The organism is Nonomuraea maheshkhaliensis (assembly GCF_039529435.1).
GTDB classification, from domain to species: domain Bacteria; phylum Actinomycetota; class Actinomycetes; order Streptosporangiales; family Streptosporangiaceae; genus Nonomuraea; species Nonomuraea maheshkhaliensis.
Window position 1 is genome coordinate 1 of the sequence record NZ_BAAAMU010000291.1, and the last position, 2,022, is coordinate 2,022.

Sequence of the window (2,022 nt, forward strand, 5' to 3'; positions counted from 1 at the left end):
CTGCAGCTCCGCCAGCAGCTCGTCCAGCCGCATCTGCGGGATCAGCGGATTGTGCTCAGCTTCCACGCCGAACAGTCTCGCACCGGATCAGGTCGATGCCCAGCGCGATCAGCGGCTCCGCATCGCCGCCTCGAAGGTGAGCGGATGCTGCCTGGTACGTCATCCCCGGCGGGGCGATGATGATGCAGCCGGGCCCCCTCCAGCGTCAGCCCGTGAACGCGCGTCCCGCACGGAATGGACGCCTCGTCCTGGCTTAGGGGGAGAATGACTCTCGTAGCGAAGATCATGCCGCCGGCGCACGGCAGTCCCGAGCACGAACGCGACGAGTTCGCGACGGCGGCCCGTGGCGGAGCGGTCGTCCTGGAGGCGCCGTCCGGCTACCTGCTGACGGAGGGACTGGTCACCGCGCTCGGCGCGCGTACCGGCGAGCTGCTGTGGGCCCGCCTGGGCCCAGAGGACGGCGACCCCGCGACCCTGGCGCTGCTGCTCGTCGAGGCCGCCCGCCGGTTCGACCCGGGCTTCGGTGAGAGCGTCCTCGCGCTCATGCGGCGGCATCCGGGCCCGGTGCGCGGCTGGGAGCCGATCTACCGCGCTCTCGGCGAGGAGCTGGGCGGGGTGCTCGGTGGTGGCGCGGTGGTCCTGGAGAACGCCCATGTGCTGGCCGGTACGTCACCCGCGCTGGGGCTGGTCAACCGCTGCCTGATCCCCGTGCTGGGGCGCGAGGTCGCCGTCGTCCTGCTCACCCGGGACAGACTTGCCGCCGCGCCTGCGGATGGCTACGCGGCCTACCGGACGCCGAAGGACCTGCGCCTGTCCAGGGCCGTGGTGGAGCGGTGGCTGGACGCCACGCTGCCCGGGCTGCCCGCCGCCGTCCGCCACCGGGTGCGGCGGATGGCCGGCGGACGCGCGGCCGTGCTGGAGGCGGTACGGGCGCTCTTCGACCGGCTGGGCGGCGGCCGGGCCGCGCAGCACCTGGGGCGATCGGGCCGCGCGCCGCTGACCGTGCTGGGAGAGGCGCTGCTGGAGGAGTACGACGGCCCCTCCCTGGCGGCTCTGGGCCGGGCCTGCCTCGTCGGGTACGCGCCCCCTGAGCTTCCGGCGCCCGGCGGCCCGTGGCTGCAGCCGCTGGAGGGCGGCTGGAATCGCGTACGTGGCTGCTGGCGCCGGGTGCTCGTCTCGGGAAGGGTTGGGGCGAGCGCCCGGCCAGGGCCGGCGGCGGTGCGCGAATGCGCGGACTGGCTGCTCCGTCATGGCGGCCTGGAGCAGGCGGTTGATCTTCACCTCGACCTCGGCGAGCACGAGGCCGCCGCCAGGCTCGTCGCCGGTCAGGCCGGTGATCTCGTCGGCCTCGGGCGGTGGCGCACGCTCGACGGCTGGCTGACGCGCCTGCCGGAAGCGGTGGTGGCGGCGTACCCGGAGCTCTCCTACGGCCGGGCCGAGATCGCCGCCGCACGCGGGCAGGACCAGGTGGCCAGGAGGTCCTGCGCTCTGGCCACCGGCGCCTTCGGCCGCGCGGGCGACCCGGGCTCCGCCTGCCGGTGCGTGATGATCGAGAGCGTGCTGGCCGAGCGGCGCGGCGACCTGCGGGAGGCGGCCGCCCGTGCCGCCGGGGCGTGCGAGCTGGCCGAGGACGCCCCGGCCGGGGAGGCGAGGTCCTCGCTCACGTTCTGGTCGTTCTGGCACCGGGGCATGCTCGCGCTGCGGGCCGGCGACCAGGAGACCGCGCTGGCCGACTTCCGCCACGCCTTGAGCCGGCGGCCCGAGGACTCGGGCGTGCCCGCGGCCGTGCTGGGCGAGTCCGCGCGGCTGGTGGAGCAGGCGTACGAGCTGCGCCTGCGGCGGCAGGCGCACAGTGTGGCGCTCGCCGCCCTGGAGCAGGAGGAACGCCGGGCACTCGACCAGGTGCTGCGGCTGGTCACGGACTTCCCGCGGCGGTTGCACGAGCCGGGTCCGTGGGTACGGCTGCCGCCGCCGGCGCGGATGGCCGGCGGGGCCGCCCCGGCTCGGCGATGGCTCACCCGG

At 75.7% G+C, this 2,022-nt stretch carries 1 protein-coding gene; it reads left to right on the forward strand.

Going from position 1 to position 2,022, the window contains the following annotated elements:
- Positions 1-264: 264 nt before the first annotated feature.
- Positions 265-2,022: hypothetical protein (locus ABFX54_RS56420; protein ID WP_346115578.1), on the forward strand; the 1,758-nt coding region annotated here is incomplete at its 3' end.